The sequence below is a fragment of the Pseudoalteromonas sp. Z9A5 genome (genome assembly GCF_011378875.1).
GTDB lineage: Bacteria > Pseudomonadota > Gammaproteobacteria > Enterobacterales > Alteromonadaceae > Pseudoalteromonas.
On sequence record NZ_WTLC01000001.1, the window covers coordinates 15456 to 40224 of the forward strand.

Sequence of the window (24769 nt, forward strand, 5' to 3'; positions counted from 1 at the left end):
TAAAAACAGTTAAGGCAGTGATTGTTCAATGAGTCGTATTGTAATTAAATTTTTTATTTATCTTATGGTTATTGCTATAAGTTTGCCGTTATTGGCAAAAAATACGATTAATAGTGTGCGCGTTTGGCCTTCTCCTGATAGCACGCGGGTGGTATTTGATCTAGATAACAAGCCAGATTTTAGCTATTTCATGCTTAAAAATCCCAGTCGATTAGTCGTCGATTTAGAAAATACCAGTGAGCTGAAAATACTACCAGGTGTGCCGCCAAAGCATCAAATAATAAGTAAATTACGGTATTCTAAGCCTAAAAATAAACAAAGTGTTCGCTTGGTATTTGAATTAAGTGAACCCGTAAAACCTGTGGTTTTTGCACTGGCTCCAACAGGTCCCTATAAAAACAGACTGGTTGTTGATTTATATAATAAAAGTGAAAACACAACAGCGGTATCACCAGCACAAACTGCGGCTAAAAATCGTCAATTGAGTCAAGAACGCGATATTGTTATTGCAATTGATGCGGGGCACGGTGGTGAAGACCCAGGCTCAATTGGTCCATCGGGTACCTACGAAAAAACAGTAACATTGCAAATAGCCAAACGTTTAGAGCGCATGATTGATGGCGAGCGCGGTATGATTTCGCGCATGGTACGAAGCGGTGATTACTTTGTAAAATTAAATACTCGTACTAACCGTGCACGAGAGAAAAAAGCAGATTTTTTTGTTTCTATTCATGCAGACGCATTTACTAGCCCTGGACCAAATGGTGCTTCTGTTTGGGTGCTTTCGTTAAGACGCGCTAATTCAGAAATAGGTAAGTGGATAGAAGATAAAGAAAAGCACTCTGAGCTTTTAGGCGGCGCAGCCGATGTGATGAAAGATGCAGCTAACGAAAAGTATTTAGCGCAAGCACTGCTTGATATGTCGATGGATCACTCAATGAAAACCGGCTTAAGCGTAGCCGATGAAGTAGTTAAAGAGCTACGCAAGGTTGCAAAGCTTCATAAAAAAGACCCTCAACACGCGAGCCTTGCAGTGCTTAAGTCACCAGATATCCCGTCTATTTTGGTCGAAACAGGGTTTATATCTAACCCACGAGAAGAAAAATTACTTAAGAGCGCTAATCACCAAGAACGTTTAGCAAAAGCGATATTTACTTCAATAAAAAATTATTATTTAAAAAATCCACCTGATGATTCTTTATTTGCTAAGTTAAAGTCAAAGTATCCAACCAAGCATAAAGTGCGCCCTGGTGAGTCTTTGAGCATGTTGGCGAGTCGTTACGGCATTACGGTTAGTAAGTTAAAGCAAGTTAATAAACTCAGCTCTAACACTTTATTTATCGGGCAAGAACTCGATATACCGCAAAGTTAGTTATTTATTATCAGCGTAATGCTTGCTAGGAAGTACCATGAATATTGAAATATTACCCGCGCGCTTAGCTAACCAAATAGCTGCCGGTGAAGTAGTTGAACGCCCTGCGTCGGTGGTAAAAGAATTAGTAGAAAATAGCTTAGATGCAGGTGCTACACGTATTCAAATTGATATAGAGCGTGGTGGTCATAAGCTTATTCGAATTCGTGATAATGGTTATGGTATTGCTAAAGAAGAACTCACGCTTGCGCTTTCTCGCCACGCTACGAGTAAGTTAAAGTCGCTTGATGACTTAGAAAATATTTGCTCGCTTGGTTTTAGGGGAGAAGCACTTGCCTCAATTAGCTCTGTGTCGCGTTTAACACTTAGTTCAAAACCCAAAGAGCAAGACACCGCTTGGCAGGCCTTTGCACAAGGTCGTGATATGGAAGTGCAGGTAAAGCCAGTTGCGCATCCTGATGGCACAACCATTGAAGTTAAAGATTTATTTTTTAATACACCCGCACGACGTAAATTTTTACGTACTGAAAAAACAGAATTTAGTCATATTGATGAGCTTATAAAACGCATCGCACTTAGTCGCTTTGATGTGTCGATTACACTAACCCACAACGAAAAAGTGGTTAGGCAGTACCGTGCTAAAACAGATCCTTCTCAGGCAATTACACGTGTAGCACAAGTTGCAGGTAAGGCGTTTTCAGAGCAAGGTTTGCATATTCAATCCGGTGAGGGGAGTTTACAGTTACATGGTTGGGTGCTACCTGTGGGCTCAGCTAATACAACTCAATATACTTATGTGAACAATCGCATGATGCGCGATAAGCTTATTTTACATGCGATACGCCAAGCATTTGAAGAAGTAAGTGGTACTCAAGAACTGCCAGGGTTTGTTATTTATATTGATATTGACCCACGACAAGTTGATGTAAACGTTCACCCAGCTAAACATGAAGTGCGTTTTCATCAAGGACGTTTAATTCATGACTTTATATTACAAGCGATTAAACAGGTAGTAGTACCGCTGCAAGGTGAGTTTACTAGTGAGCAAGTAAGTATTCAGGTTGAATCTGCACCTGTATTTATGAACTCAACACATAGTAACTCTGACAATACGCAGAGCGGTGGGGTATTTGATTACCCTAAATCGCAATTACAGCCCTCTTACTCTGGCAACGCTGGTAATTCGTCATCAGGCTCTAAAGGCGCCGGGAGTGGCTCCTACCGAGCTTCACCAAGTGCGAATCACCATGATGTAAATGCATTTTATCAAGGTGTGAGCGAACAACACGCAGCACATTTTGATAATGTAGCAAACATGCCGTCAGCGCAAAGCCAATTAGAGCCAGCAAACAATGTCTTACAGGTAGTTTCTATCATTAGTATTAATGATGGAGCATGCGTATTTAGTGCCGAGCAGCAATTGTATTGCTCACATTTTAAATATGCATTGGTTGATGACTGGCATAATCAAATTAAAGAACTTGGTAACTTAGAAGGAAAAGCCTTGTTGTTACCTGTGCGAGTAAACTTACCGAAAGAAGATTGCTTACTTATAGAGGCTCAGCAATCATGGTTTACTTTGCTTGGCTTTGAGCTAGTAATAGAAAAACAGTTTGTAATGGTTAAAAAGTTGCCAGCGTGTTTATATTTATTAGATGTAAGTGCAGCATTAGGTGAGTTACTTAGTGCATGTAATGCGGGATACGAAAATATAGAAAATTGGTTAGAGTGGCAAATGAAATGCGTACCAGCACGTTTTTATTCAAGTAATGCATTTTTAACACAACAAGCGCGCTTACAAAATAATCCCCAAACTATTGAACGTTTACAAGAAAAAGCAGTTAAAATAGATCTAAATCACTATTTAACGCAATTAGATTAAGGTGTTCCTGTTGAGTAATTTACCTGTCATATTTTTAATGGGTCCAACCGCTGCTGGTAAAACAGCATTGGCTATTTCGTTGTGTGAGCATTTAAATACCGAAATAATCAGCGTCGATTCAGCGTTGGTATATCAGAGTATGGACATTGGAACAGCAAAGCCTGATTCAAAGGAGCTTGCCCGTGCTCCGCATCATTTAATAGACTTACTTGATCCAAGTGAAACCTATTCAGTTGCAGATTTTAGACGAGATGCAATAAAAAAAATTGATGAATTTCACGAACAGGGTAAAGTACCTGTACTGGTTGGAGGTACAATGTTGTACTTTAAAGCACTTCTTGATGGGTTATCGCCATTACCAGAGGCTGATCCAGTAATAAGAGCTGAGCTTGAAGCACAAGCTAACCAATATGGTTGGCCACATTTGTATCAAGAATTAGTAAAAATAGATCCACAAGCGGCTCAAAAAATGAGTGAAAACGATTCACAAAGAATTAATCGCGCTTTAGAGGTTTATCGACTAACTGGTAAGACCATGACTGAGTTGCAAAAGCAAAAACAGCCAGCTTTACCTTATACTTTTCATCAATTTGCTATTGCACCGCAAGAACGCAGTGAATTACATGCCCGAATTGAAGAAAGGTTTAAAATAATGATCGAACAGGGGTTTGAAAATGAAGTTTCGACCCTATATCTACGTAAGGATTTACACCCCAATATGCCTTCTATTCGTTGTGTAGGTTATAGACAAATGTGGGATTACCTTGCGGGTGAAATTGACCATGATGAAATGGTTTTTCGCGGCATCGCAGCAACACGTCAATTGGCTAAACGTCAGTTAACTTGGTTGAGAAGCTGGCCCAATGTTACTTGGTTAACAACGGGCGATGAAGAAAACTTGCATCGTGTAGTAAGTTCGCTAAGCTAGTAGTAGTTGAATCAATTTAACTTTGTTAAATTAGTTCAGCCACTTAATTATAATAACACCTAGAACGAAGGAATAATAACATGGCAAAAGGCCAATCGTTACAAGACCCATTTTTGAATGCACTACGTCGTGAGCGCATCCCAGTATCAATCTTTTTGGTTAATGGCATAAAATTACAAGGTAAAATTCAGTCATTTGATCAATTTGTTATTTTACTAGAAAACACTGTAAACCAAATGGTGTATAAACATGCAATTTCAACAGTTGTACCTGCTCGTGCAGTCAACTTCCAAGGTGTTTTAGGAGATGAGAGCACTGAAGAGCCAGAAGCTGGAAATATTTAAATTAGGAGCGTAATATTTGTTTGACCGCTATGAATCCGGCGAGCAGGCAATTTTAGTTCATATCGACTTACCTAAGGAGGGGGATCGTGAAGATCTTCATGAATTAGAGATGTTGGTATCTTCTGCTGGTGTTAGTAGTTTGGCGGTTGTGCAAGGCAGCCGTCAAGCACCACATCCGAAACTATTCGTCGGTACCGGTAAAGCAGAAGAAATAGCTGAGATTGTTAAAATCCACAATGCAGATGTCGTTATTTTCAACCATCAACTTAGACCGTCACAAGAACGTAATTTAGAGCGCGTTTTTCAATGTCGTGTACTTGATAGAACGACACTTATTCTTGATATTTTTGCCCAACGTGCACGTACCCATGAAGGTAAGTTGCAGGTTGAATTGGCACAACTACGTCACATGTCGACCCGATTAATTCGCGGTTGGACTCACCTTGAACGCCAAAAAGGTGGAATAGGTTTACGTGGTCCTGGTGAAACCCAATTAGAAACAGATCGGCGCTTATTACGTGCTCGTATCCAAAACATTCGTTCTCGCTTAGATAAAGTAGCCGTGCAGCGCGAGCAAGGCAGGCGAGCTCGTACGCGTAATGAAATTCCTACAGTATCGTTAGTAGGGTATACTAACGCTGGAAAATCAACGCTATTTAATCGAATTACAAACTCTGATGTATATGCTGCAGATCAGTTATTTGCAACACTTGACCCTACTTTACGTAAGCTTGAATTAGGTGATGTTGGTCCTGTTATTTTAGCTGATACCGTTGGTTTTATTCGTCATTTACCGCATGACTTAGTTGCTGCATTTAAAGCAACATTAACAGAAACTCGTGAAGCTGATTTACAGCTACATGTAATTGATGCGGCAGATGCACGTCTTAAAGAAAACATCGAAGAAGTACAATCGGTGTTAAAAGAAATTGAAGCTGATGAAGTACCGCAATTATTAATTTATAACAAAATTGATGCGTTAGATAATGTTAGCCCTCGAATTGATCGAGATGACGAAGGTCAGCCTATAAGAATATGGCTTTCTGCACAAACAGGTGAAGGGTGCGAGTTACTCAGTGAGGCTATTAGTGAGTTACTTGCTAAGCAGATGTTTAGTGAAACTCTGCTGTTAACTCCATTATATGGTCGTTTAAGAGCATCGTTATTTAGTTTGAGTGCAGTTCATGAAGAACGCTTTGATGAGCAAGGTAATTGGCTGCTAGATGTTAGATTACCTGTAGTCGAATGGAATCGCTTAATTAAAGAATTTGGTCCTGAAATTGCTGGTTTTATCAACCGAGATTAAAAATTAGCGTTTTAATGTCGGTTTTTGTATGAGAAACGCAGTAGATTTGTTAGATTTAACACAACATCCTAATTTATTTAGATAACAATGGAGTATAGCTATGGCCTGGAATGAACCGGGTAATAATGGCAATGACAAAGATCCGTGGAATAATAAAGGCGGACGTGATCAAGGCCCACCTGATTTAGACGAGGTGTTCCGTAAATTCAGTAAGAAGTTTGGTGGCTTATTTGGCGGGAAAAAATCCGGCAATAATAATGGCGGCGGACTTGGCGGAGCAGGTATTTCATTTGTGCTCATTATCGCCGTTATTGTATGGGCGCTAAGTGGTATTTATACAGTGAAAGAAGCCGAGCGTGGCGTGGTTCTTCAATTTGGTAAATATGACCGAATAGCTGATCCTGGTTTGCGTTGGAAAATGACCTTTATTGAAACGGTTATTCCAGTGGATATTGAAGCTGTACGCTCATTGTCTGCCTCTGGTTTTATGCTAACAGAAGATGAAAACGTAGTAAGCGTTGAGTTTCAGGTGCAATACCGCGTTATTGACCCATATCTTTATAAGTTTAGTGTAACTAATGCTGATAGCAGTTTAGAAGAGGCTTTAGATAGTGCATTACGCTATGTAGTTGGTCATGCAAAAATGGACCAAGTGCTAACGAATGGTCGTGAAGTTGTACGCCAAAATACGTGGGATGAGCTTAATAAGGTTATTGAACCATATAACTTAGGTTTAATTGTAACTGACGTGAACTTTAAAGATTCTCGTCCGCCAACTGAAGTTAAAGATGCGTTTGATGATGCTATTGCTGCACAAGAAGATGAAGAGCGTTTCATCCGTGAAGCTGAAGCATATGCTCGTGAAATTGAACCACGTGCTCGTGGTCAAGTAACGCGTATGACTCAAGAAGCTGAAGGTTACCAAGAACGTATTACTTTAGAAGCACAAGGTGAAGTTGCTCGATTTGAAAAGCTATTACCTCAGTATCTAGCAGCTAAAGAAGTTACTCGTGAGCGTCTATACATTGATGCAATGGAAGAAGTGCTAGGTAACAGTTCTAAAGTATTGGTTGATGTGAAAGGCGGTAATAACATGATTTATTTACCACTTGATAAAATCATGGATAAGCAAGGGACGGCAACACGCGTTGCATTACCAAGCTCAAGTGATATTCAAGATTTACGCAATAAGGTAAATACGTCACGCAACAGCACTGTTAATAGTGGTAGTGACCGCTTTAACAACGATCGCTTTAATGACGGGAGATAAGCATAATGAAAAACTTTAGTTTAGTAATACTATTAGCTGCCATTGTGATGTCTTTCTCGTCGGTATTTGTTGTACCTGAAGGACAAAAAGCAATTGTTTTGTTATTCAGTAAAGTACAAAAAGATAGCGAAGAAACTGCGGTAGTCTACAGCCCAGGTATACATTTAAAAGTACCTTTTTTTAGCCAAGTACGTCGTATTGATGCACGTATACAAACGCTAGATGGCACACCTGATCGCTTTGTAACTAGCGAGAAAAAAGACTTAATTGTTGATTCGTTTGTAAAATGGCGTGTTAACGACTTTAGTGCTTTTTACTTACGTGCTCGTGGCGATAAGCAATATGCTGAAACGTTACTTGAACAAAAAGTAAATAATGGTCTGCGTACTAACTTTGGTACACGAACTATTCGCGAAATTGTTTCAGGTGAGCGTAGCGAGTTAATGGAAGAGGCGTTAGTTCAAGCTTCTGAAAGTGCACGCGAGTTAGGTATTGAAGTGCTAGACGTACGCGTTAAGCAAATTAATCTACCACAAGAAGTAAGTAGCTCTATTTATCAACGTATGCGCGCTGAGCGTACTGCTGTTGCAAAAGAGCATCGTTCTGAAGGTCAAGAGAAAGCCGAAACTATTCGCGCTGGTGTTGATCGTCGTGTAACGGTAATGCTTGCTGATGCAGAACGTAATTCACGCTCTGTTCGTGGTCAAGGTGATGCTGATGCTGCTGGGATTTATGCTAACGCATATAATAAAGATCCTGAGTTTTTTAGCTTTGTAAGATCACTTGAAGCTTATAAGAAGACTTTTAAAAACAAGCAAGACGTTATGGTGCTTTCACCTGATAGCGACTTCTTTCAATACATGAAAGGCGCTAAAGCTCAATAAGCTTTACGTTAAGCATTTAAAAGTTAAAAGCCTCGCATTTGCGGGGCTTTTTGTTAATTGCATTTAACTCTTTAAATCACTGTTATTTATGTGGTTATTAGCTGTTATTTAGGTACAAAAAAAACTGCGCAGAAAAAATAAGCTGAACAGGGGTGATCTTTACTTTAGTTTTCTGGTAAAATCTCGTCCTAATTTTCTCTAAGTGAATTTACGATGGGTAAAAACGTTGTTGTATTAGGCACCCAATGGGGTGACGAAGGAAAGGGTAAGGTAGTTGATCTCCTTACAGACAAAGCATCTTTAGTAGTTCGTTATCAAGGTGGCCATAATGCGGGTCATACTTTAGTTATCGAAGGTGAAAAGACGGTTCTACACCTTATTCCATCGGGTGTATTACGTGACAATGTTAAATGTGTGATTGGTAATGGTGTGGTTTTATCACCAGAAGCGCTAATGAGAGAAATTGGCATGCTAGAAGAGCGCGGCGTACCTGTACGCGAGCGTCTTTTAATTAGTGAAGCATGTCCGCTAATCTTGCCTTTCCATGTAGCATTAGATGTAGCCCGTGAAACTGCACGTGGCGATAAACCAATTGGTACAACAGGTCGCGGTATCGGTCCTGCGTACGAAGATAAAGTAGCACGTCGTGGTTTACGTGTAGGTGATTTATTTAATCCTGAAGTTTTTGCTGCAAAACTAACTGAAGTTCTTGAATACCATAACTTCACTTTAGTTAACTACTACAAAGTAGATGCTGTAGATTTCCAAAAAACGTTTGATGATGCAATGGCTGTTGCAGATATTCTAAAAGCAATGGTTGTAGATGTAACTGAGCTTTTAGATGAAACACGTTTAGCTGGCGAAAACATTTTGTTTGAAGGTGCACAAGGTACGTTACTTGATATCGATCATGGTACTTACCCATATGTAACATCTTCAAATACTACAGCTGGTGGCGTAGCTACTGGTGCAGGTTTTGGTCCATTACACCTTGATTACGTTTTAGGTATTATTAAAGCGTACACTACTCGTGTTGGTTCAGGTCCTTTCCCTACAGAGCTTTACGACGGTCTTGAAAAACAAGACCCAGTAGGTAAGCACTTAGGCGATAAAGGTCATGAATTTGGCGCGACAACAGGTCGACTTCGTCGTACTGGTTGGTTAGATGCAGTGGCAATGCGCCGTGCAGTTCAAATCAACAGTATTTCAGGTTTTTGTTTAACTAAGCTTGATGTTTTAGATGGCTTAGAAACACTTAAAATCTGTACTGGATATAAGCTTGAAGATGGCACTGTTACTAACATAACGCCATTAGCAGCTGAAGGTTACGATAAAGTAACACCAGTATACGAAGAGATGCCAGGTTGGTCAGAGAACACAGTTGGTGTAACTAGTCTTGACGGTTTACCAAAAGCTGCGATTGATTACATCAAGCGTATCGAAGAAATTACGGGTGTTCCAATTGATATTATTTCTACAGGTCCAGATCGTGTAGAAACTATGGTACTTCGCAACCCGTTTGCGTAATTACTAATAGATTAAAAAAAGCTGCCTAGTGCAGCTTTTTTTGTGTCTAAAATTCACCTTGGAACGATCTTTGTATATCATTTAATAAGTTTATTTTTATAAGTGGTGAGCATGCGTTTATTTACTCATAATTGCGTATTAAGGCTTTCGTTAATTTCGTTATCTTTATTTATATCAACCAATAGCTTAGCTACAGAAAGCCCAGCTGCAGTACCGCTGTATACTGAATCTGAGCTAATTGCATTAATAAATAAAAATACGCATTTGGCGCGTGTAAAGGCAGATGATTGCCAGTTAGTGCAAGATATAGAGGCGCGAGCCAATAAAATGGCACTGCCGTCTTATCAGTTTTTATATGGCGATATGCTGGCTTATAACGTGTGTGTTGATCGAAATGTAGAGTTAGGTGTGTATTATATGCGAAAAGCTGCTCAGCAAGGCTTAGCGGCTGCATTAGAGCAACTAGGGCGTTACTACGACACTGGGCGTTTAGTTCAACAAGATAAAGCAATGGCAATTACTTATTTGCGTGAAGCTTCGTCGCAAGGTAATTTGAAAGCACAGCTGCGTTTAGTTAAATTATTTAATAATGGCTATGGCAGCCCGCGTGACTTTGAAGACGCGTATCGTTGGTTATTTAACTCCATGGTGGCAGATAAGGCGACTCATAAAAAAATTGAGCGAGCGTTAACTAAGTTAGCGCAAAAAATGCCAGATAGTGTAGTTGCCCGAGCTCGTCTTCCTATTTAATGGTTCTTAAAAAACAAAACCCTAACTTTTTAAGTTAGGGTTTTTGCGTTTCTACAGGCAGTAAAAGTATTTAAACTTCTTCTTTAGCCTTGGTTTGCGGATCTTTCAAAACCGACATTTTAGGCGGTTGCAATGCAACTATGCGTTCGCCTTCTTGTGGTGGCTTTTCCATGTTAATTGTAAAAGGTCTTAGCTTAATTGGTGTATCGTCATCGCTGTCTTTATCGCCTTTGAGAATAAATAATGGAATAGCTTCAGGGTTCATTTCCTGGTACTGCTCCCAACTAAATTCATCAGAGATACGAGTCGCACTCACCTTTCCGCCTTTTGCAATCATGCTGCTTAAACGTGCGTATGAGCCTTCATCACCAAACAGTATTTGTCGTGATAAAAACGTTGCGCTGTCTTTATTTGCTTTTGCATGTGACGTTGAAGAGCGAAGCGAAAATACATTTTTTTCATTAAGTAAATGAGAAAAATATTGAACTCCCAGCGCGTTATGATGACGATTTGGCGATAATGCTAATACACTACGAATGGTTGTTAGTGGTAAATAACGCTCGGCATGCTCTGATTGCGGGTTACCGTAATAACAGGCTAAGCCGTCCATACGTGCCATCCTACAGTTTTCCCATGCTGGGTCTGATAAATGCACTGGAATATTTTGATCTTTCAAACCACGACCAATTGCACGCGATACATGGTTAGCGCCTATAATTAATATGGTATTTGCAGATGGCTGACGTACACCTAAAAGTTTAGCAACAGGAATTGCTGTTAAGCTTTGTAGTACCACTGTAATGATAATTACTGTAAATATTAACGGTACCATTTTTTCGGCATCGGCAACGCCGGCTTCCATCATGCTTAAAGCAAATACAGAACCTACTGCAGCAGCAACAATACCTCGCGGAGCAATCCACGCGAGCACTAAGCGCGACTTCATTGGTAAGTCGGTACCAAAGGTTGATATTGCAATACACAGCGGGCGCGCAATAAATAACACAACAGCTAAAAATATAAATACGTCACCGTCGAGCATCATTAAATCCGAAAGCTTTAAGCGTGCAGCGAGTAAAATAAATAGTGTTGATATTAAAATCATTGATAAGTCTTCTTTAAACTCAAGGACTGAATCAATTTCTAAATCGTCTTGATTGGCAAGCCAAATACCAAATACAGTCACGGCTAATAAACCAGATTCATGACTTAAATGATTAGATACAGAAAAACTAATAAGTACTAACGCTAAAATACCAAACTTATGTAATTCAAATGGTAGCCACTCACGACGCATAAGTTGTGTTGTAATCCAACCAGCAGCAACACCTATACTTAAACCAACACCGAGTGTTTTAACTAAAGCGATAATTGTATGGCTTAGTATTTCACCTTGCCCAACAAGCATAACGGCTTCAAATACCAATACGGCAAACAATGCGCCAATAGGGTCAATTACAATCCCTTCCCAGCGAAGTATGCGGTCTATATCTTGCGTTGGTCGCATAGAATTTAGCAAAGGTGCAATTACGGTAGGTCCCGTAACAACAAGTACAGCACCAAGCACTGCGGCAACTCGCCAGTTGAGCTCTAGTAGCCAATAAGCACTTAGGCTAACAACAATACAGGTAGTAAGCATACCGATAGAGCAGAGGTTTCTAACAACTTTACCAATGCCTTTTAATTCTCGAAAATGTAATGTGAGTGAACCTTCGAATAGGATCACCGCAACACTTAAAGATACAATTGGAAACAGTAAGTCTCCTAAAAGTGCATCTGGGTCTAATACGCCACTAAATGGCCCTAATAACAGTCCCGTAAGCAATAAAAAAAGAATAGCAGGCACTTTAAACGCCCATGCTACCCATTGAGCAAGCACAGAGCAAAGTGCGATACCGGCTATATAAATTGCTGACATAGATTAAGAATTCCTTATTTATGACGATATTTTAAAGTATAACTTTTGTTAATTATTAGTACAGGGGTATACACGTGAAACTCAAATATTACTAATGAATTTTAGCTGCTTATAAAAGATTAGTGAGCTTTAATTATTGCTAAAGTACCGAAGAGTCTTATTAAAGCGCATAAAAGGAACTTAATATTTTGATTATAAAGGATAAAAATAGAGGTTTTAAACAATATTACCAATGCCGTTTAAATTTTAGCCTTGATCTTACACCCCAAAATGACGTATTATACTTCGTGTTCAAACAATTAGTTATCTAAGTATGTTTATTGTTATTAAATAATGGCTCGTTAATGTTAGCGTCATATTTAAACCTTATAATCATGCAGTAACAGTTAAATTTGAGTTTGAATACTCAAAATGTCATTTACCGAACTCTTTGGTATGGTTTTGCTAAACAAGTTTATTTAATTTTTTAAGTAAGCAAAGGTTTGAGTTGAACTATTACCTTTCAATATTTAATCCCCATCGTGGCGGTTAAATCTCGGTCCTTAAGTCTTCACCCTATCTGTCGGTGTATCAGACTTTAGAGGCTCTATGTATGTTGTTAATAGAAAAGCTTCACACAGCTTTTTACAGCGATGCATAAACAACACTTTTTAAATTTTCTGATTTAGTACCGCTCAATTTTATTGAGTTGTTGCTACTTTATACTCGAGCTTAAATCTACAACCATGGTTTTAGATATGGCCTTTTCGCGTGCGTAAAAAAGTGTTGCCTAAATGACAAGACAAATTCGAAGCTATGTTTTATACGTAGCTACCTAGTTTTAGCTTATCGAGTAAAGATGAGCGCAGATAAAATGGAAAGTTGAGCTCTTATGCAAAAGTTAAATTGGCGACGTATTGTACTTAAAGTAGGTAGTGCTTTAATTGCACCAGATCAAGATGGCTGTCGTTCACGCTATTTACTAACTATCGCACAGTTTATTGTTCGTTGTCGTGCCCGTGGTATTGAAGTTATTTTAGTTTCATCGGGTTCTGTAGCAGCAGGCGCACACTTATTCCCATCGGATAAACCACGTACTGTTGTTATGAAAAAAGCAATGGCGGCGGCAGGTCAAACTGAAATGATGGCAATGTGGGATCGCTTTTTTGATTTTCCTTCAGCGCAATTATTACTAACTCATGGTGATTTACGTGACCATGACCGCTATCAGAGTATTCGCGAAACCGTATTTACCTTACTAGAGCACGGTGTATTACCTATCATTAATGAAAATGATGCTGTAACGACCGATGATCTAAAAGTAGGTGACAACGATAATTTATCAGCGATGGTAGCAGCTGCGGCAGATGCAGATGCATTACTAATATTTTCAGATGTTGATGGGTTATACGATAAAAATCCAAATTTACATGATGATGCAGTGCTATTGCCTGAAATAAAATCAATTGATGAATCTATTTATGCTATGGCAGGATGTGCTACAAGTTCAGTAGGTACGGGCGGTATGAAAACCAAAATAGAAGCTGCAGAAAAAGCGACTTCACATGGTATCGCAACATATATTATAAATGGTTTTAAAGAAGAAACATTTACACAACTATTAGCTGGCGAAAACCCTGGTAGTATATTCTTACCATACGAAAAACCAATGCAAGATTCTGTTCATTGGATGACACACACAGCAAACGAGCAAGGCGAAGTTGTTGTTGATGGATCATTTGATGAATCATTAGAAGGTGAAACAGGCTGTATTCGCGGCGATGAAATAATGGAAGTACACGGCGAGTTTGCCGTTGGTGACACTATTTTAGTTCGTAGTGAAGATGGCACTCGGTTAGCGAAAGCGACCGCAAATTATAGTAGTTGTTTGTTGAACTTTATTGCAGACAACGAACAAAGTGAATTCAGTGAAAAAATGCAGGATTCAATTGGACCTGTAATATCTGAGAAATATATCGCATTATTGGAGAAGTCATGAGCTTAATTACAGACATTTCACGTCAGGCAGCTAAAGCTGCATTAACACTTGCTTTACTCGATACCGAGACAAAAGATCAAGTATTAACAGAGATAGCAGCAGCACTTAGAGCTCAAAAAGCATTTATAATTAAAGAAAACGAAAGTGATTTAAGCGCTGCTCGCGACAACGGTTTACCAGCAGCAATGATTGATCGTTTAACACTAAACGACGAGCGTATTGAGTCAATGGCGCAAGGCATTGAAGTTATAGTTAGCCTTGATGATCCAGTTGGTCAACTGCGTGATATCACAGAGCGTCCAAATGGTATTAAAATTCGTAAAATGCGCGTACCACTAGGCGTAGTTTGTATGATTTATGAAGCGCGTCCAAATGTAACCGCGGATGCCGGCGCATTATGTTTCAAATCAGGTAATAGTGTTATTTTACGTGGCGGTAAAGAAGCGCTTAAAAGTTCACAAGCAATCGCGAGCGTAATGCATAGCGTGCTTGAAAAACACAATTTACCTTTAGCGCTTATCTCGGTAATACCCGATCCAGACCGTGCACTATTAATGGAATTAATGCAGCAACGTGAGAGTATTGACTTAATAATACCGCGCGGCGGCGAAGGTTTAATTAATTTTGTAACTGAAAACAGTACCATTCCAGTGATCCAGCATTACAAAGGTGTTTGTCATTTGTATGTAGATAAGGACGCTGATTTAGAAGTGGCAATTAACTTATTACTTAATGGTAAAACACAGCGTACAGGCGTATGTAATGCGCTTGAAGGCTTAGTTGTTCACCAAGATGTTGCTGATGAGTTTTTAAATCTGTGTGCCGTGGTATTACGCCAAGAGAGTGTAAAAATAAATGCAGATAGCCAAGCAGCTAAGTATTTTGATAACGCAACAGTATTAGCTGATGATGAATTTGGTGAAGAATACCTAGATTTAGAAATCGCTATTCGTGTAGTACCAAGCTTTACAGCAGCGGTAGAGCATATTGCTCAATTTGGCTCAAACCACACTGAAGTAATTTGTACTAAAAACCAAACTGCAGCAGAATTATTTCAACGTAGCGTTGATGCGTCAGTAGTTATGGTTAATACATCTTCACGCTTCTCAGATGGCTCACAGTTAGGTTTAGGTGCCGAGATTGGTATCGCAACCTCTAAGCTTCATGCTTACGGACCAATGGGTCTTGAATCACTAACAACTGAAAAGTACTTAGTGAATGGTGAAGGCCAAGTACGCGAATAAGTTAATAGTATAAAATTAAACTAAAAAGCCGAGCTATGCTCGGCTTTCCTATTTTAATGGCTAATAGTTTAGCCATTGCTTATTACTTTAGTTTTTCGAGCCAATCATTTGCTGGCTCTGGTTTATGCAAATAGTAACCTTGCAATATAACCTCAGGATATTCTTGTAATAAATCAAAGTGCGATTGATTTTCTACCCCTTCAGCAACAACGTCTAATTCAAATAAACGACCTAAACTCACAATCATATCAACAATTAACTTATCGTTATTATCAGTTGGTGCTTCTAATACAAATGAGCGGTCAATTTTAAGTTCTTGTATCGGCAGTTGTTTCAGATAGGTTAAGCTTGAATAACCTGTACCAAAATCGTCTATAGATACTCTAACACCTAACTTTTTAAGAAGGTGAACAGCCTCAATTGCAGCCTCCATATGATTTAAAAGAGTACCTTCAATAATCTCAATTGTAAGCTGTTGAGGATTAATTCCGTGTTGTTTAATTTGTTGGCTGATAAATGTTAAAAAGCGTGCCTCATGAAAATGTCTGCCACTAATATTTATAGATAAATTTAAATGTGGATGGGTTTCCCCAAGTTTAGCCAGTATTTTAAGTGCATTGGAGCTGACCCAGCAATCTAGGTCGTAAATAATATCGGATTCTTCAGCAATAGATATAAACTCACCAGGGCTTATAAACCCTTTTTGAGGATGCTCCCAGCGTAGTAAAACTTCAGCACCTTTAAGTTCTTGATTGCGATCAAATTGCGACTGCAAATACAGAGACAACTCATTTTGTGCAATTGCTTTGCGTAAATCTTGCTCTATTTCAAAGCGACGTTTTGCTTGCTCACCAAATGAGGTATCGAAAAAGGTGATTCTATTTCCCCCTTTTTCTTTTGCCTTGTAACAGGCAGCTTCACAATTTCTAATTGTTTCTATAGCACTTTCCCATTGATCCTCACGCGGAAAAATATAAGTGCCAATACTTACCGTTAAGCTTACTTCTTGATCATTAACTATAAACGGGTGATTTATTGCTATAAGTAACTCTTGGGCTTTTCGCTCTGCAATTGTTTGGGCTCTAGCTCTGCCAATTCCTTTATCTACAATACACAGTGTTGCAAATTCATCGCTGCCTAAACGGGCAATAACATCTTTTTTATCAATATGAGTATGAATACGTTTAGTAAGATCTTTAAGTATATTATCTCCTGCAAGGAGCCCTAAACCATCATTTATTGAGTGAAAGCTATCAATATCGATAATATAAATATAAGCGTAGGTTTTATCCGTATTGCAGGTTTGAAGCTGTTGCTCTAATTGCTTTAAAAAGCCATTTCGATTAGGTAAACCTGTTAGCTCATCATGCCATGTTAAATAATCAATACGCTCTTGAGTTATTTTAACACTCGATATATCACTAAATACACCAATGTAGTGTACGTTAGTATCTTGCTCACCTTTAACCATTGTTAGTGTTAAAAGCTCTGGATATAGTTCGCCATTTTTTCGTCTTGTAACAAGTTCGCCACTCCAGTAACCGGCTTTGCTTGCATGACCCCACACTTGGTCAAAACTAATACTAGGATGATTGTTTTGCTTAATATCGTGTAATTGCATTTTTAAAGAGTCAGCTTCACAGTATCCTGTAATTCGACAAAAAGAAGGGTTAACGGCAATTATTTTACCATCGCTATCTGTTATTACTACACCGTCAGCTGTACCTGTTAAAGCCTGGTAAAACAACTGTTGCTTAGAGGAAAGTAGTTTTAATTCTTCTTCTCGTTGGGTCAATTCTTGTGATAGAGATTCTATTTCGAGAAGCTTGTCGTGTAAGTCAAAGTTTTTTTCAATGAGGCGGTCTAGCATCCCTTGAGCTGTTATATGCGTGCGAATACGCGCTCTTACCAGTGCTAATTTGTAAGGCTTATGGATGTAGTCAATAGCGCCCATTGCAAAGCCTTTTTCTTCAGCCCCTTCTTCAGTTAAAGCAGTTACAAATATTACCGGGATGCCTTTAGTGTTTTGTTTAGCTTTTAATTTGTTACATACTTCGTAGCCATCCATGCCTGGCATCATAATATCAAGCAAAATTAAATCGGGGCGTGTTGACTCTACAAATATTAAAGCTTGCTCACCACTGGTAGAAACACGTACATCGTAATCAGTTAAAAGCCCTTCAACTAATACGTGTAAATTACTAGGTTCGTCATCAACAATAAGAATTAAAGGCTTTTGCCTTTGCTCATCTTTTAATTTATTGCTATTAGCGATATACGTTGAATGCACTTTTAATCCTTCTTCTGTTCTATGCATATTAAATCTAGTTCAAATTGGCAATAATTGTCTAGTTTTTATTATTATTTCTATACTGATCAATGAGCTCTATAACTAAATGGTAATTAAAGCAATCAATTGCTTCTTTAAGTTTAAGTAAGGGATGATCCCTATCATATTGATTCATTTCTAATTGCCTAATCAAACTACTTGGTATTGGTCGAGATGTTAAAGCTAATGAGTAGATTTCATCAACAGCTGAAATATCCTCTTTTTGAGAGCCTAATTGTTTACTCTTATTCTGAAAGTTTTTCGTTACTAAAAATTGCTTAACTGCATAAAGTGTTAATGTTAGTTGTTCATTAAAGTTATCTAATTCAATTGTTTTTTCATTTACTAATTTTTTCTCTACTTTTATTGTACTTTGCTCTAATAGCTCAAGCCCTAATGTGCCAGCAATTCCTTTTAACGTATGTATTAGGATCGTAAGATTATTTATCTCATTATTCTTAATTAACTTTTCGGTTTTATTTGCAAAGCTACTGTAATCGTTAATAAATTTAGAGAATAACTTTTCTAATAGTTCATCATTGTTGTCTATGTTTTCTTTAGCTAAAGGCAAGTTAATTGTGCTTAAAGTGCGATTGCTTTGTAAGTGTTTTTCTATGTTTTTATGCAGTGTATCTAAAAGAATAGGTTTAGCTAAAAAGTCATCCATACCGGCTCTTAAGGCCGCTTTTTTATCGTTTGTATGTGCTGCTGCAGTAATTGCTATAATTGGTGTTGTGTAACCTCTGCTACGCAGGGTTCTTGTTGCTTCAAGCCCATCCATTATCGGCATTTGAATATCCATAAAAATAATATCAAAATCATTTTCATCAGCAAGCTTTAGTGATTCAGCCCCATCATTTGCAATAATGACATTCATATCTAACTTTGTTAAAAGTGCTGCCATTATTTCTTGATTTATTTTGTTATCGTCAACAATAAGTGCACTAAAACCCGAAAACTGAGGAAAAGATTGTATGCTTTCAGTTTTAGGTGCTTTTGGAGACAACTTTTCTAAAAGTTGTGTTTCTGTATGTATATTTCCAATAACAGTAATATCTATATTATTATTTTTAGGGAGTTGCTCGGGATGTTCTTCATCACTGATAAGCAATATCAGTAGCAGTTTATTTTCAGTGCTTTTATTTTGTGTTTCTAGTTGCTGTAAAATAAAATTATCTTTTAACTCTTTTTTCTCAAGCGACATAATAACAATACTAAAAGGGTTGTTAGGTTGAGATATTTTAGCAATCGCCCTTAGCGGTTCTTGCGTTGTTTCGGTTGTTATATTTGTGCTGCTTAATAAGTCCATTAATTTATTAATTTGCTCGCTACTGGGGCTAATTAATAAAGCATGTTTTTTAAGAGCTTGTTGCTCCGACAGTACAAAAGGTAGAGTAAAGAAAAATTCACTGCCTTGATTTAATGCACTTCTTACCTGTATATCTCCACCAAGTAACGTGGTTAATTGCTTGCTTATGGTTAAGCCCAGCCCAGTACCACCGTATTTTCTGGTTGTGCTTGAGTCACCTTGAGAAAATGATTGAAACACCCGTTTTGACTGCTCATCAGTCATCCCTATACCGGTATCTTTTATTGTAAAGCGTAAATTTATTGTTTTTTTATGCTGAGATGATGCTTCTACTATTAAAGATACTTCGCCGTGCTCTGTAAATTTTATAGCATTACCAATGCAGTTATTAATAATTTGGCTTAAATGTAATGGGTCGCCTATAAGTTCTAAACTTGTATCTACGTGTAAAGTAAAGTTAAGGGCTAGTCCTTTTTGTTTTGCACTGGTTGAAAAAAGGTTTTGTGCATTTGAAATAATAGTATGCAGCGTAAATGGAATAGTCTCTAGTTGTACCTTTTCTGATTCAAGTTTAGAAAAATCTAAAATATTATTTAAAATATGCAATAAGTTATAAGCACTTGAAAATGCTTTATCAACATAATGCTTTTGTCTTGAGGGTAGGGCGCTACTTTGTAAAAGTTGTAACATACCGAGTATGCCGTTCATTGGTGTGCGAAGCTCGTGACTCATATTTGCCACAAAGTCGCCTTTGGCTTTATTAGCTTCGTGGGTTTGCTCCATTGAGGAGGTAAGGTCTTTATTCATTTTTTCCATTTGAATATTAAGTGTTTGAGTTTCACTTAATAGTTCTTTGGTTTGTTTGTTTTTTAAATAAAGAGTATTTGCTGCCCTTATTACCGATGCGATTTCAGTTTGACCACTATTAGTGTTTGATAAGGTAATTTGTTTTTCATTATTCATATCTTTAAGTAACTGAGTTAACTGGTTAATTGGTTTAATAATTGATTTAAAAATAAGGTAACTTACTAATGCAATTATAATCATTATTAACCCCGCAAACATATTTGCTCGCTCAGTATTTGTAACTAGTTGAGACGTTAGTTTGTCTTCAGTTATTTGTAGTTCTTTTCGTTCGGTAACTTTAACTTGATTAGCTAAATAAAGTAGCTCATTTTCAATACCAGTCAGTACCACATTAATCGAAAAGGTATAGCCACGCGTTAATAGCACAAGTTGATTGAGGGCTTGTTTTAAATCGGCTGTATTATTTATAAGGGCTCCCTTTATTTGTGGCATATTAATAAGTCTTAAATGTAAATGCTGGAGGTTTTGCTTAACATTTTGTGCTTCATCAAAATTTGGTTTGTATAAATAACTTACAGATGCATGCTCTAAGTTACTAATCGTCAGTAATATATCTGTGTAGGCGCCTTTATCTTTAATGTTGGCGTTGGTTTCTAAATTTGTTATTTGTTTTTTTAAGTCAGTAATAGGTTGTTTAAACTGTGTTGCGTAAACTAACTCTCGCTTAGCTCTGTTAATAACAACTTGATCGAATGTTTCTTGGTAGTTGTTTAGGTATTCGCCTATACGAGTTAATGTTTTTTGGTATTCAGGTGTACGTTGAAGGGTATTTGTTTTTAATAAGTTTAGGTTTAAGTGTGCAGCTGATAAATAAAAGCTAAACTTTTCAATTGTATTTTCATTGGCGTGATCTACAAATGCAATTGCTTGGCTTTGCAAAGAAATAACATCGTTCTCTAAGCTAGCTACGCTTTCGTTTTGAATAAGCGCATTATGCTGTTTTTTTTGTAAGCTTAAGAGTGACTTTTGTGAATAATTAAAAAAGTAGCTCTGTAAAATTAATAAGCTTATCAGTAGGCATAAAGCTAAAATTATTTTTGATTTTATAGATCGTATTTTCATTAGCGGCTAATCAACTCATACCATTTTTGTAAACTATAGTCATATGTTGGCATAACGGTGTTCCATACTGCAATATTACTAAGGCGTTTTAGATAGCTTCCGCCATTGCGTTGCTCTCCCGCTTTTACTGCTATTTCGCCATTAGTGTTTAATAAATCAATATTGGTTGCTTTACCATCATACCAATAGTCCCATTCAGAAGACGATAGCAGAGCTTTTGAGCGCTGTGGGTTGCTAATGTAATACCCTTGGCGAGCTATAAAAGCACCAGGCCAACCTGAGAGCCACCAGTTCATATAATCGTAGGCAGCATCTTTTACGCTATCTTGCGTTTGTGATGATAAACACATGACACCGTGCCACCCTCTGTAGCCTTCTTTTGGTGCAGCAAAGCGTACATTTACGCCTTGGCTATTGAGTGCCCCAACGGCAGGCGAAAACATACTTTCAATATGCACGCGTTCACTTTTCATAAATTCGATTGATTCAGGTACTGAGTTCCAGTAACCATTAAAATGACCTTGGCGTTTAAAATCGAGTAAAATTTTAAAAAGTCTGTCTAGTTCTGAGCGAGTTATTGAGCCTATATTATTAAATTTAATAAGCCCCTTACTTTGAGCGGCAAGTGCTAGGTCAAATAAACCAATTGTAGGCTCGTTTACAATACCCACTTTACCTTTATTGGCATCATCTAATAACCAACTCCAGCTTTCTGTTTCGTAGGCTATACCGGGTTTTATAAATTTAGTGTTGTAGCCAAATGAATCAACATTGTGTACGTAAGGTAAAAAACTAATATGATCGCTTTCTTGTGCGCTTAAACTGCCATCTGCTTGCACATTTAATAATTTATAGGGGGCGTCGCCAGCACCAATATTGGCGTTTGCTGTAAGTTTTCCCGTTTTAGTGAGTGAGTTTATTTCGTTAAAGTGGGTTAGTCGTTTTTTTTCTATTGGCTGAATAGAGCCAGCACCCCAGAGCACATTTATACTATTAGACCATTGCTCATATAAATCGAATGAGCCGGGGTTCATTGATGCTTTTTGTAATACAGCTGCGCTGCCTGCTGGGGTAAATTGTATATCGATACCTAGGTCGCTCATTGCTTGCTTTCGAATAGCTTCTTGCAAGGTAACGTGTGTGCCAAGCACTCTTAAAGTTACTTTTTTACGAGCAAATACATAAGGTGCGTGTGTAATAGCGCCTGCGGTTAAGCCTATAACTGCTAGCTTTTTTAGCGTCGAGCGCTTAGGGGTATCCATTTTAAGCCTAAAGTATTAATACACGTAACATTATGTATAGCTAAGAACTTGTAAATGCTCAAGTTGAAGTTACTAATTATAAATAAATAATTTTGTGTATTAAGAGGCAGAATAAAAATTTACTAAGAATATATTTACAGGAAATAAAGAAAGAGATTTTGCTTTGTGAAGTGTAGGAAAGTGGTGGAGCTAAGCAGGATCGAACTGCTGACCTCCTGCGTGCAAGGCAGGCGCTCTCCCAGCTGAGCTATAGCCCCACATTCCTAATTTTATGTATTACATAAAAGCTTGACTGCTGAGTTTCAAGCGGGACGAACTTTAAGTTTTTTTGCATATTTGGTCAAGTATTTTTTTACTAATTTTCACTGTTTACGTCAATTTTTGATAGACTCAGCTTAATTTGAAACTAAAACGATAAAAAACAATGAAAAAATGTGTTCTAGCGCTCATGGTTTTACTTGCTGGTTGCTCTTCAATTGATGAGCCGCCTTTTGAAATAAATAATAAACAGTTTCATGAAAAACAAGATGAACAAGGAAATAAGCTTTTTGCTTATGTTGTTTCGGTAAAAGCAAAGAATCGCGAAAATTTTAATCTTGATCGCGGTCCTAACAATAGACCAAGCCGTGGTGAGGTTAAGCAGTATATTGAACAAGAGCATTTCGAAGAGTCGAGTGTTTTAAAGCTGCAGTTAGAAGACCAAGCGGTGGAGTTATTAAACCAAGAATTAAAAGAGCGTAAATATTGCGATAATAAGCATGAAGTAAATGATGTTATATGGCGAGATTTAAGTGTGCAATTAAGAGGGCGTTGTTTGTAATATGTATGCGGATAAAACTAAGTTAGCAGAGCTTTTAACGCACCTAAATATTAATTACGATGTAATAGAGCATCCGGCGTTACATACGAGCTTAGCGGCTGATGAATTTATGATTGAGCGTCCTGGTACTCGCCTAAAAAACTTATTTTTACGTGATAACCAGGGTAAACAGCACTTTTTAGTTATTACAGCACATGATAAGCAACTCGACTTAAAGTTATTATCAAAGCAGCAAGGGCTTTCACGGATCGGGTTTGCTTCAAGTGAGCGTTTAGCTAAGTATTTAAAGGTAGCGCCAGGGTGTGTTTCAATGCTTGCGTTATTAAATGATAAAAAGAGTGAAGTGAGTTTATGGGTTGACCAAGATATTTACAGCGGTGACTTATTTCATTGCCACCCGTTTGAAAACACCCAAACATGGTTGCTTAGTAAAGCTGACTTAAACACATTTTTTAATCACACAAATCATCAGCCACGCGTTGTATTTTTACCCTCAAAATAAGCCCACATAATTAATGACAAACCACATAAGCAAACGGCTAGTAAAGTAAACATAAATGCCGTTTGACCATGATGTTGGTATACCACACCTGGTAATAGCGAGCCAAGCGCTCCACCACTGTAATAAAAAGAGACATACCCGCCATTTGTAACACTTGGTGGTGCTTTACTTATTTTATTAACGAGCGGCGCTGCAGTCGAATGGATTACAAACATAGCACCACAAAATAAAGTAAATGCCGTTAGAAATAGCACTAGCTGGTGGCTCATTAATAAAATAATACTCACGCTATAAAAACTAAATACAGCAGTTAATAAATGCCAAGGGGAGGGGACTTTTTTAAGCATCCAAGGTGCTGCAACAGAGGCGAGAGCACCAATTAAATAACCACTGTAAACCAGACCTATGTCGCGAGTGTTTGTTATTAAAAACGTGTTTTGTAATATGAATGGTAAATAATTGAGTAGTGCAGCAAAGCAAAAGAACATACAAAAAACGGCGCCATAAACTTTAAGTACAGCTCCTTCTTTAAGTTGTTTAATGTAATCTAGCAAAGAAAGCCGCGACGTTGTTGTGGGGCTTGTAAAGTGAGAATGTTTAATTGTTAAAGCCAAAGCAACAAGCATAAAAGCAATAACGTAGTAAAAGCTTTGCCAGTACCATAAATCACTAAATAAGGCAGCTAGCACACGACCAAAGTAACCTCCAACAATACTGCTGCCTATATAAAGGGTCATATTCTTTTGAAGTGCATCAGCGCTATAACTCATGCCTATGTAAGTGGTCATTGCGGTTAAAGCTGCGGGGAGTGCTAAGCCTTGTAAAAATCGAACTAACAATAAAAGCTCGAAGCTTGGTACATAAATAAAAAGTAGACAGCTGATACCTAAAAACATCATTGCAATACGCAGTATCTGTAATGGATTTTTTTTTGCTAAAAGTAAACCATAAACAAGTGGTGCAATGGCTAAAGGGAGCATAGCAGCGGTCATTAAACTGCCGGCTACAGCCGGAGCTACATTAAACTCGCTTGCAAAAAGGCTAAGTAGGGGCTGAGGTGCGTAAAGTACAAAAAATATAAACACAGAGCAAACGAGTAGGTGAGGTAGTCGCATTGTATGGCTCTATGTATTTTTGGGTCAGTTATGCATATTGTATTAAAAATAGCTTATATTTCATAATTAAAACCATAGTGTGTGCGTTATATCATGGTTT

18 protein-coding genes and 1 tRNA gene are annotated in these 24769 nt (G+C 38.0%); 13 read left to right on the forward strand and 6 right to left on the reverse strand.

Going from position 1 to position 24769, the window contains the following annotated elements; genetic code table 11:
- Positions 1–28: 28 nt before the first annotated feature.
- The 9 genes from GQR56_RS00080 (at position 29) to GQR56_RS00120 (ending at position 10263) form a co-directional block, all read left to right on the forward strand.
- Entirely contained in the window at positions 29–1372 is a 1344-nt protein-coding gene (locus tag GQR56_RS00080) for an N-acetylmuramoyl-L-alanine amidase (RefSeq protein WP_024610821.1), read from the forward strand.
- Between the two features lie 37 nt (positions 1373–1409).
- Positions 1410–3254, forward strand: coding sequence for a DNA mismatch repair endonuclease MutL (gene mutL, locus GQR56_RS00085; protein WP_166108760.1), 1845 nt, complete (start codon positions 1410–1412; stop codon positions 3252–3254).
- Positions 3255–3264: 10 nt separating this feature from the next.
- Complete coding sequence (gene miaA / locus GQR56_RS00090) at positions 3265–4182, forward strand: tRNA (adenosine(37)-N6)-dimethylallyltransferase MiaA (RefSeq protein WP_024610823.1); 918 nt, start codon at positions 3265–3267, stop codon at positions 4180–4182.
- 80 nt (positions 4183–4262) lie between these two features.
- Positions 4263–4526 carry an RNA chaperone Hfq gene (hfq, locus tag GQR56_RS00095; protein WP_024610824.1) on the forward strand — a complete coding sequence of 88 codons (264 nt, stop codon included), beginning with the start codon at positions 4263–4265 and terminating at the stop codon, positions 4524–4526.
- Between the two features lie 16 nt (positions 4527–4542).
- Positions 4543–5832, forward strand: coding sequence for a ribosome rescue GTPase HflX (gene hflX / locus GQR56_RS00100; RefSeq protein ID WP_166108761.1), 1290 nt, complete (start codon positions 4543–4545; stop codon positions 5830–5832).
- A gap of 100 nt (positions 5833–5932) precedes the next feature.
- Entirely contained in the window at positions 5933–7102 is a 1170-nt protein-coding gene (hflK, locus tag GQR56_RS00105) for an FtsH protease activity modulator HflK (protein ID WP_024610826.1), read from the forward strand.
- Positions 7103–7107: 5 nt separating this feature from the next.
- Positions 7108–7986, forward strand: coding sequence for a protease modulator HflC (gene hflC, locus GQR56_RS00110; protein WP_024610827.1), 879 nt, complete (start codon positions 7108–7110; stop codon positions 7984–7986).
- A gap of 213 nt (positions 7987–8199) precedes the next feature.
- A complete protein-coding gene (locus GQR56_RS00115; RefSeq protein ID WP_024610828.1) occupies positions 8200–9513 on the forward strand; it encodes an adenylosuccinate synthase in 1314 nt (437 codons plus the stop codon).
- 111 nt (positions 9514–9624) lie between these two features.
- The gene (locus tag GQR56_RS00120) at positions 9625–10263 is read left to right on the forward strand and encodes a tetratricopeptide repeat protein (protein ID WP_024610829.1); all 639 of its coding nucleotides are present in this window, start codon (positions 9625–9627) and stop codon (positions 10261–10263) included.
- Positions 10264–10333: 70 nt separating this feature from the next.
- Here GQR56_RS00120 and GQR56_RS00125 read toward each other — a convergent pair whose 3' ends face one another.
- Positions 10334–12181, reverse strand: a complete 1848-nt coding sequence (locus GQR56_RS00125; protein ID WP_166108762.1) for a sodium:proton antiporter — start codon at positions 12179–12181, stop codon at positions 10334–10336.
- An 871-nt stretch (positions 12182–13052) separates the two neighbouring features.
- On the opposite strand from GQR56_RS00125, the gene proB reads away from it, so the two are divergent.
- Together proB and GQR56_RS00135 are read left to right on the forward strand one after the other, a co-directional pair.
- Positions 13053–14159, forward strand: a complete 1107-nt coding sequence (gene proB / locus GQR56_RS00130) for a glutamate 5-kinase (RefSeq protein WP_024610440.1) — start codon at positions 13053–13055, stop codon at positions 14157–14159.
- The gene (locus tag GQR56_RS00135) at positions 14156–15403 is read left to right on the forward strand and encodes a glutamate-5-semialdehyde dehydrogenase (protein WP_166108763.1); all 1248 of its coding nucleotides are present in this window, start codon (positions 14156–14158) and stop codon (positions 15401–15403) included. Before proB ends, GQR56_RS00135 begins: the two co-directional genes overlap by 4 nt.
- Before the next feature lie 82 nt (positions 15404–15485).
- On the opposite strand, the gene GQR56_RS00140 is transcribed toward GQR56_RS00135, so the two are convergent.
- From GQR56_RS00140 to GQR56_RS00155, 4 genes are all read right to left on the reverse strand, one after another.
- Positions 15486–17693 (reverse strand): EAL domain-containing protein, encoded by a 2208-nt coding sequence (locus tag GQR56_RS00140; RefSeq protein ID WP_166108916.1) that lies wholly within the window; start codon positions 17691–17693, stop codon positions 15486–15488.
- A gap of 58 nt (positions 17694–17751) precedes the next feature.
- Complete coding sequence (locus GQR56_RS00145) at positions 17752–20970, reverse strand: response regulator (RefSeq protein WP_166108764.1); 3219 nt, start codon at positions 20968–20970, stop codon at positions 17752–17754.
- Positions 20970–22232, reverse strand: a complete 1263-nt coding sequence (locus GQR56_RS00150; protein ID WP_024610444.1) for an extracellular solute-binding protein — start codon at positions 22230–22232, stop codon at positions 20970–20972. The genes GQR56_RS00145 and GQR56_RS00150 overlap by 1 nt, the downstream gene beginning before the upstream one ends.
- Positions 22233–22413: 181 nt before the next feature.
- A tRNA-Ala gene (locus tag GQR56_RS00155) sits at positions 22414–22489 on the reverse strand.
- Between the two features lie 167 nt (positions 22490–22656).
- Here GQR56_RS00155 and GQR56_RS00160 point away from each other — a divergent pair.
- Together GQR56_RS00160 and GQR56_RS00165 are read left to right on the forward strand one after the other, a co-directional pair.
- The gene (locus GQR56_RS00160; protein WP_024610445.1) at positions 22657–23052 is read left to right on the forward strand and encodes a hypothetical protein; all 396 of its coding nucleotides are present in this window, start codon (positions 22657–22659) and stop codon (positions 23050–23052) included.
- Between the two features lies 1 nt (position 23053).
- Positions 23054–23554, forward strand: coding sequence for a prolyl-tRNA synthetase associated domain-containing protein (locus GQR56_RS00165; protein WP_166108765.1), 501 nt, complete (start codon positions 23054–23056; stop codon positions 23552–23554).
- On the opposite strand, the gene GQR56_RS00170 is transcribed toward GQR56_RS00165, so the two are convergent.
- Positions 23521–24669 (reverse strand): MFS transporter, encoded by a 1149-nt coding sequence (locus GQR56_RS00170; protein WP_166108766.1) that lies wholly within the window; start codon positions 24667–24669, stop codon positions 23521–23523. The two genes, GQR56_RS00165 and GQR56_RS00170, sit on opposite strands and share 34 nt — an antisense overlap.
- Between the last annotated feature and the right edge of the window lie 100 nt (positions 24670–24769).

What these genes read in the sequence shown, in the direction of transcription:
- GQR56_RS00150 (WP_024610444.1), bottom strand. Translation starts at nt 22,232, where the DNA reads ATGGATACCCCTAAGCGCTCGACGCTAAAAAAGCTAGCAGTTATAGGC.
- hflC (WP_024610827.1), top strand. Translation starts at nt 7,108, where the DNA reads ATGAAAAACTTTAGTTTAGTAATACTATTAGCTGCCATTGTGATGTCT.
- GQR56_RS00135 (WP_166108763.1), top strand. Translation starts at nt 14,156, where the DNA reads ATGAGCTTAATTACAGACATTTCACGTCAGGCAGCTAAAGCTGCATTA.
- GQR56_RS00120 (WP_024610829.1), top strand. Translation starts at nt 9,625, where the DNA reads ATGCGTTTATTTACTCATAATTGCGTATTAAGGCTTTCGTTAATTTCG.
- GQR56_RS00080 (WP_024610821.1), top strand. Translation starts at nt 29, where the DNA reads ATGAGTCGTATTGTAATTAAATTTTTTATTTATCTTATGGTTATTGCT.
- hflK (WP_024610826.1), top strand. Translation starts at nt 5,933, where the DNA reads ATGGCCTGGAATGAACCGGGTAATAATGGCAATGACAAAGATCCGTGG.
- hfq (WP_024610824.1), top strand. Translation starts at nt 4,263, where the DNA reads ATGGCAAAAGGCCAATCGTTACAAGACCCATTTTTGAATGCACTACGT.
- GQR56_RS00115 (WP_024610828.1), top strand. Translation starts at nt 8,200, where the DNA reads ATGGGTAAAAACGTTGTTGTATTAGGCACCCAATGGGGTGACGAAGGA.
- proB (WP_024610440.1), top strand. Translation starts at nt 13,053, where the DNA reads ATGCAAAAGTTAAATTGGCGACGTATTGTACTTAAAGTAGGTAGTGCT.
- GQR56_RS00125 (WP_166108762.1), bottom strand. Translation starts at nt 12,181, where the DNA reads ATGTCAGCAATTTATATAGCCGGTATCGCACTTTGCTCTGTGCTTGCT.
- GQR56_RS00160 (WP_024610445.1), top strand. Translation starts at nt 22,657, where the DNA reads ATGAAAAAATGTGTTCTAGCGCTCATGGTTTTACTTGCTGGTTGCTCT.
- GQR56_RS00145 (WP_166108764.1), bottom strand. Translation starts at nt 20,970, where the DNA reads ATGAAAATACGATCTATAAAATCAAAAATAATTTTAGCTTTATGCCTA.
- GQR56_RS00165 (WP_166108765.1), top strand. Translation starts at nt 23,054, where the DNA reads ATGTATGCGGATAAAACTAAGTTAGCAGAGCTTTTAACGCACCTAAAT.
- mutL (WP_166108760.1), top strand. Translation starts at nt 1,410, where the DNA reads ATGAATATTGAAATATTACCCGCGCGCTTAGCTAACCAAATAGCTGCC.
- GQR56_RS00170 (WP_166108766.1), bottom strand. Translation starts at nt 24,669, where the DNA reads ATGCGACTACCTCACCTACTCGTTTGCTCTGTGTTTATATTTTTTGTA.